The sequence below is a fragment of the Shewanella sp. SG41-4 genome (assembly GCF_014164505.1).
GTDB lineage: Bacteria > Pseudomonadota > Gammaproteobacteria > Enterobacterales > Shewanellaceae > Shewanella.
This window is the reverse complement of the sequence record NZ_JACJFI010000219.1, coordinates 1-6,913: the sequence shown is the minus strand read 5'-3', so window position 1 is coordinate 6,913 and position 6,913 is coordinate 1. Positions and strand designations below refer to the sequence as shown.

General features: G+C 39.9%; 6 protein-coding genes. 2 read left to right on the top strand and 4 right to left on the bottom strand.

Annotated features, from left to right (window positions below; genetic code table 11):
* Window positions 1-178: 178 nt before the first annotated feature.
* The 3 genes from H5202_RS16445 to nrfA all read right to left on the bottom strand — a co-directional run bounded on the left by H5202_RS16445 (window position 179) and on the right by nrfA (window position 3,505).
* Window positions 179-1,429: an ammonium transporter gene (locus H5202_RS16445; protein WP_182773028.1), complete on the bottom strand. Its 1,251-nt coding sequence runs from the start codon at window positions 1,427-1,429 to the stop codon at window positions 179-181.
* Window positions 1,430-1,439: 10 nt separating this feature from the next.
* Window positions 1,440-1,778 (bottom strand): P-II family nitrogen regulator, encoded by a 339-nt coding sequence (glnK, locus tag H5202_RS16440; RefSeq protein ID WP_182773027.1) that lies wholly within the window; start codon window positions 1,776-1,778, stop codon window positions 1,440-1,442.
* Window positions 1,779-2,113: 335 nt separating this feature from the next.
* Window positions 2,114-3,505 carry an ammonia-forming nitrite reductase cytochrome c552 subunit gene (gene nrfA / locus H5202_RS16435; RefSeq protein WP_182773026.1) on the bottom strand — a complete coding sequence of 464 codons (1,392 nt, stop codon included), beginning with the start codon at window positions 3,503-3,505 and terminating at the stop codon, window positions 2,114-2,116.
* Between the two features lie 297 nt (window positions 3,506-3,802).
* Between nrfA and narQ the strand changes: the two genes are divergently transcribed.
* The gene (gene narQ / locus H5202_RS16430; protein ID WP_182773025.1) at window positions 3,803-5,518 is read left to right on the top strand and encodes a nitrate/nitrite two-component system sensor histidine kinase NarQ; all 1,716 of its coding nucleotides are present in this window, start codon (window positions 3,803-3,805) and stop codon (window positions 5,516-5,518) included.
* Window positions 5,511-6,140, top strand: a complete 630-nt coding sequence (locus tag H5202_RS16425; protein ID WP_182773024.1) for a response regulator — start codon at window positions 5,511-5,513, stop codon at window positions 6,138-6,140. Before narQ ends, H5202_RS16425 begins: the two co-directional genes overlap by 8 nt.
* 98 nt (window positions 6,141-6,238) lie before the next feature.
* Here the strand turns inward: H5202_RS16425 and H5202_RS16420 are convergent, their stop codons facing one another.
* A complete protein-coding gene (locus H5202_RS16420; RefSeq protein ID WP_182773023.1) occupies window positions 6,239-6,610 on the bottom strand; it encodes a YacL family protein in 372 nt (123 codons plus the stop codon).
* Window positions 6,611-6,913: the final 303 nt, after the last annotated feature.

Genomic DNA, 6,913 nt, shown 5'->3' with positions numbered 1-6,913 from the left:
TTTATCAGTATTGATTTCATTATCACCTCATCACGATTTCTTCATCTAATAGTGTATACCGTTAAGCTAGTACATCCCTCTTATTTACTTCAATTGAGTCGCAAATAACATTATTAATCCAAAAAAAATAGAACCCTAAGGTTCTATTTTTTATGTTAACCAATTAACTATTTACTGATTAGCCGGCAGTTTTCACACTCACAAACTCAGGGTAAGCATCTACACCACAGTCAGAAGCATCCATACCGTTATACTCTTCTTCTTCTGTCACACGGATACCCATAGTCATCTTTAATACAAACCATACCAGTAACGATGTGGTAAATACCCAAATGAAGATAACTGCTGCGCCGTACAACTGACTACCAAAACTAGCATCAGCATTTGATAATGGCACTAACATTAGTCCAAGGAACCCTGCAACACCGTGCACTGAAATGGCACCTACTGGGTCATCAATTTTAATTCGGTCAAATGCAATCACAGAAAAGATAACAACTGCACCAGCAACCAAACCAATCACACCGGCCATTAACAACGAAGGTGATAAAGGATCAGCAGTAATCGCGACTAAACCCGCTAACGCACCGTTTAAAATCATGGTTAAATCCGCTTTACCCCAAACAACTTTACACACGATAAGCGCTGAGATTGCACCAAATGCGGCGGCAGAGTTAGTGTTTACAAAGATTTTAGCAACAGCACTGGCGTTTTCAGCATCTGAAACCAACAATTGTGAACCACCGTTGAAGCCAAACCAACCCATCCATAGAATGAACATACCTAAAGTAGCCATCGGTAAGTTAGATCCTGGAATAGGATGCACTTGGCCATTTTCGCCGTATTTACCTTTACGAGCACCAAGAAGCAGTACACCAGATATTGCTGCAGCAGCACCAGCCATGTGCACAATACCACTACCAGCAAAGTCAACAAAACCGGCTTCAGAGAGGAATCCTCCGCCCCAAGTCCAGTAGCCTTCAATAGGATAAATGACAGCGGTCATGACAACTGAAAATGCTAAGAAAGACCATAACTTCATCCGTTCAGCTACAGCACCGGATACTATCGACATTGCCGTAGCAACAAACACAACTTGGAAGAAAAAGTCTGATTCTAATGCATGGTCAGCACCATCCGCTTGCGAACCGATTAGCGAACCAAAAGAAGGAATAAAGCCACCTTCAACATTATCGACATACATAATGTTGTAGCCGACGAATAAAAACATTACACATGCGATTGAGTATAAACACACGTTTTTGGTTAAAATTTCAGTGGTGTTTTTTGAGCGAACCAAACCGGCTTCTAACATGGCAAAACCAGCTGCCATCCACATGACTAACGCACCTGAAATGAGGAAATAGAACGTATCTAATGCGAAACGTAGTTCTGTGACCGTCAGGCCTAATTGAGTTAATTCTTCCATGGCAGCCTCCTTATAATGCTTCGTTATCAACTTCACCCGTACGGATACGGATAGCTTGTTCTAGATCTGTCACAAAAATTTTTCCATCACCTATTTTGCCGGTATGTGCAGCACTGGTAATCGCTTCGATAAGCATGTCCAAATTTTCATCTTTAGTGGCAATTTCTAATTTTACTTTAGGAAGAAAATCCACTTGATACTCTGCCCCACGATAAAGTTCAGTGTGACCTTTTTGACGTCCAAAGCCTTTTACCTCAGTAACAGTCATACCTTCAATGCCCATGCCTGCAATGGCTTCACGGACATCATCCAATTTAAATGGCTTGATGATAGCGCTGACGAGTTTCATCTCGACCTCCAAAAGTGTGAAAAAATGTAGTTGTTATTAATTTGTTGAATGAATCAATTCAATCATCAGGCCACTTTTTCAAAGCGCTGTTATATATGGGTTTTATTTTATTCCCTATTTTTTTCATTAACATTAAGGCACCAATCGAGTGCATTAAAAACATTAGCGCATCGTTTTGGTGCAGCGAATTATCAATCTTTTATAACACCTAACGGTAAGGAACTAATGCACGATTTCTATACCACGGACATAAAAAAACAGCCCTCAAATGAGGGCTGTTTGTTAGATTTTTCAGGTTCACACCTGAGGAGAGTTTTTATGCTACTAAGTACAACTTATTTATAAGTCGCTTCGCGCTTTTTAGCTTCTTCTTCCCACTGAGGAACCAGTGTTTTCTTAAACTCAGCTTTTTCAGCATTCATGGTTTTCATGTCCATGCCTAATGCTGCTTGCGCTTTTGCTTTAGTAGAAGTGTCAGGATATGCAATAGGTTGTTTAACACCTTTAGTACCTAATAACTGAGCTAGTTTAACGCGAGCATCAGCCGCTTTATCCAATGAAGTTCCTAGAATACGTAATACTTCAGCAGGAGCATGTGATGATGCACCATGAGATGCAGTCGCATAATCCCAACGCCATTGTGAATGACGAATATCCATTAGGATTGGCTTCATTTCAACTTCAGTTGCACCAGCATCCCACGCAGCTTTAGCTTCAAAGTGAGCTTTAACTAATTGAGTTTCAACACGTGCTTTTAAGTCTTGTGCTTTCTGCTTGCTTTCATCAACTAAATTAACCATAAACTCTTTGCTTTGGCTGTGACAAGTTGCACAGGTTTCTTCAAAGCGATCAAACGGGTTACCCACTTTATGGTCAGTAAATTTACGGCCTTTGTCGTTAGTCACTTTAGGCATATGACAATCAACACAACTCACGTTATTTTGACCGTGAACACCCAACTTCCAAGTTTCATAACCAGGGTGTTGCGCTTTTAGCATAGGTGTTTTAGACACTGCGTGAGTCCAATCAGAGAACTCCATGCTGTCGTAATACACTTCCATTTGCTCAACAGTGGTACCCATATCCCAAGGGAATTTAACAAAACCAGGACGTTCTGCTGTTTTCTCGAAATAGTATTCAACGTGACATTGAGCACACACCATTGACTGCTTGTCTTTACGAGAAGCTTTATCAAATGGAGTATTCAATGTTGTCATCGCGCGTTCTGCAAACGGACGAGACATACGTAACTTAGATGAACCTTTTTCATGACAATCGGCACAACCAAGGACATTAACAATTTCTGGACCGCCTTTAGCCCATTTGCCACTGAAATAACCATCTTCACCCTGCTCTTCAATTACGCGAGGTACATCAGGGCTTTTACAGCTCCAACATGCCATTGGCATTGGACCATCTTCAGCATTTTTTGGTGCGCCGGTACGCAATGAATTGGTTAAGTCAGTAACCGCATACATATGACCACGTGGTGCATTGTAGTCTTTAGCAAAGCCGTAACCAGCCCACAATACGACTAGACTAGGTACTTTTTCCAACATATCGACAACTTCTTTGCTTTCATCAGTTGCATGCCAGCTGTCATATTGCTTTGAAAATTTATCTTTATAAACCTCATTTCGAGGTTCCGTTTTATCACTAGCCATTGCGCCAGCTGCTAAAAAACTGGCTGCAATCACTGCACCCAGTGCAATTGATTTTACATTCATCTTCATCACCCTTTATCTCCGTGTTACATTATATTTAATTTAATAATCACGACATCTCCAAGGTCAAAGTTAGCGATTTCATGCCACTTTAAATATACCCCTTATGGGGTATAGCGATGAAAGTTTGCGCCAGATCAACATGTAAACAGGATGTATTTCACAGTTTTGTAAACTTGTTAATGTTATCAACCCATACCTAATGTAGAACACACTATTGGACATCATATAAAACAGTACTTTTGACTTATTTTTAATCACTAATTACTAATTACTAACCGCTATCAACAGCAGGATCTTATGTTTACTCGTGGCAGCCTTACTTCCACCATTTTAAGTTTAATGCTCATTTTAATTTTGTTGTCATCAAGCTTAGCGGTGTTTTCTATCGTCAATTTAACCTTCAGCTTAGGCGATGCAAAAGGCATCAACGCCTCGGGCTCACTGCGAATGCAAAGTTATAGGCTGTTGTTGTATACCAATGCCGGCAGTAGTAATACCGATGAAAAAATTACTGCATTCGAAAATACTCTTAGTTCAGAGGCACTTAAACGCTCTCTTCAGTGGTATAGCCCCAAAGAGCTGCGAGACCAATATTTATTGGTTATCGATAAGTGGCAAGTGATGAGAGTGTATATTGAAGAAGGGAATACGCGACTTTACTCAGCCTCATTAACCGACTTTGTCGACACCATTGATACCTTGGTATTGAAGATGGAATTGTTCGCGGCCTTTAAACTAAAGTTATTGGTTATTGGACAAATTATCGGTTTATCCATTTTACTTGTTATCGCTTTCTTTGCCGTAGTATTCACACGTAAACGGGTGGTTAAACCGTTACAATTATTGATGGATAGCGCAGCAACAATCTCCAAAGGTAACTTCAAAGTTGAAATGCCTAAAACGGGTTATATTGAACTGACAGCTCTGGGTAATGCATTGCAAAAAACAGCTGCTGAATTAGCCCACTTATATGGAGATTTAGAAAACCAAGTAAACGAAAAAACCTTGGCATTAACCCGAGCAAACAACGAGCTAAAATTCTTATACGACAACCTCGTCATGTTACATGCAGATAAACTCGACTATAAAGCATTGCAATCTGCTATCAATCAGCTGAAATATTATGAAGACTTAACTTTTCTTCGCTTAGTCGTTGAACATGAAGATGGATCTAAAGACGTCATTAAAGCTGAAGGCGGCTGGCCTGACGCGCTACCCACTAAATCAGTACAGTTTCCGCTGTTGATAGAAAACACTCAAATGGGCTATTTAGATGTCATTTCTAACAAGCCACTGAATAAGTTATTGTTTGAAAATTTTGCCATGATGTTAACCCGCTCTATTACCATCCATAATGCCTCCGAGCAACGTCAACAATTGGCGTTACTGGAAGAGCGTGCTGTCATCGCTAGAGAATTACATGATTCAATTGGGCAACTATTATCGTTTCTAAAAATCCAGGTGAGTTTATTACGTAAAAGTCTTGATTACAGTTGTCGTAACCCTGAAGTAGAAGGTCAATTGACAGAGATCAATGAAGGTGTGAGTACTGCTTATGTACAATTACGTGAGCTGTTATCAACCTTTAGATTAACCATCAAAGAGCCTAATCTAAGTCAAGCAATTGAAGTTATGTTGGATCAATTACGTCATCAAACGAATATCAATATCCAATTAAAATACAAACTATCAGTACATTTACTTGAAGCTAAACAACACATTCATATTTTACAATTAATTCGCGAAGCGACATTAAATGCAATTAAACACGCTAACCCTGCCCATATAGTGGTAGATTGTCAGTTAACAGACAATGGCATGATTACTATTACAATATGTGATGATGGCATTGGCGTGACGCATTTAGCTGAACGAGACCAGCATTTCGGTATTGGTATCATGCATGAACGCGCCAACAAACTGAATGGCATCGTTTCGTTCAATAGTAATCAGCTTGGTGGTACCACTGTCACGCTGAGTTTTCCACCTCAACAGGAGCCTTTAAATGGGTAAGCCTTATTCCGTACTTGTTGTCGATGATCATCCATTATTACGTCGTGGTATTTGCCAATTAATCACCTCCGATGGTGACTTTTCACTTTTTGGTGAAACGGGCACGGGACTTGAAGCTCTTACCGCCGTAGCAGAAGATGAACCCGATATTATTTTGCTCGATTTGAATATGAAAGGCATGTCTGGACTTGATACGCTTAATGCTATGCGTCAAGAGGGGGTAACAGCAAGAATTGTCATTTTAACCGTTTCAGACGCTAAACAAGATGTCACTAGATTGTTGCGTGCTGGAGCTGATGGCTATTTACTCAAAGACACTGATCCAGATTTACTGTTAGAGCAACTCAAAAAAGCCATGCTGGGTCATCGAGTGATTAGTGATGAAGTAGAAGCTTATCTTTATGAGTTGAAAAATACGATTGACGACAACAGCTGGATAGAGAATTTAACTCCGCGTGAATTGCAAATTTTACAGGAGTTGGCTGAAGGAAAAAGTAATCGAATGATCGCCGAAGACTTACACATCAGCGAAGGCACTGTAAAAGTTCATGTGAAGAATTTACTGCGTAAAGCAAATGCTAAATCTCGCACAGAAATGGCCGTGCGTTACCTTAACAATTAGCACCGCACCAAAGTCAAAATATCACTTAATACTTAACAACAAGGCCGCATAAACGTGGTTTTGTTGTTATTTACCATCCGCTAGGATTAACAGATGAGCTATTTATCGTTAATAAATGCTAACCAGCTTTGCAGTACTGACTCAAAGTCTTCCAGACCACAATAACACTCAGATTCCGCATTATACAGGTTCATGGAGTCTTCTAATAAGTGCTCTTCCTCAAAATCAATCACACTAGCAAACACTCTCACTTGCTCAGAGTCGATGTCGATAGTTAACTCTCCACCAACATCTAGCAAATGGCCAAGCGCCCCAGATTTGATTAATACTATCTGCGCTAGAATGTGATTCGCTTTGCTCTTATCGTCACCAAGCTCTTCAGCAAACCATCTGCCTAACACTTCATGGCCCATGCTAAATTCAGCAAAGACTGTGCCTTCTAGGCGATTTCGACGAAATTGATATTCCATACTCGTACTCTTTTATTAGCATTTTATCTATTTTAACCGATGAACGTCTACTCTGCTGCTCGTTAGTTCATCAAAGTTTGTGTTTGGTGGTTAAATGCCCGATAAATAAAGCATTTCATTTTATAAGGTAGTTTTAAACTTGGGCAAGATTAAAAAATAGCGTAAATTATTGTAATAGTGATCACATGGAATCTTTGATAATGAATAATGGTTTTATATACAGTTTACTGCTTACTGGGCCAAATGCAGGCCAATCACTTAGTGAGGAACAAATAGCACAATGGCAACCTGCTGATGGACTTT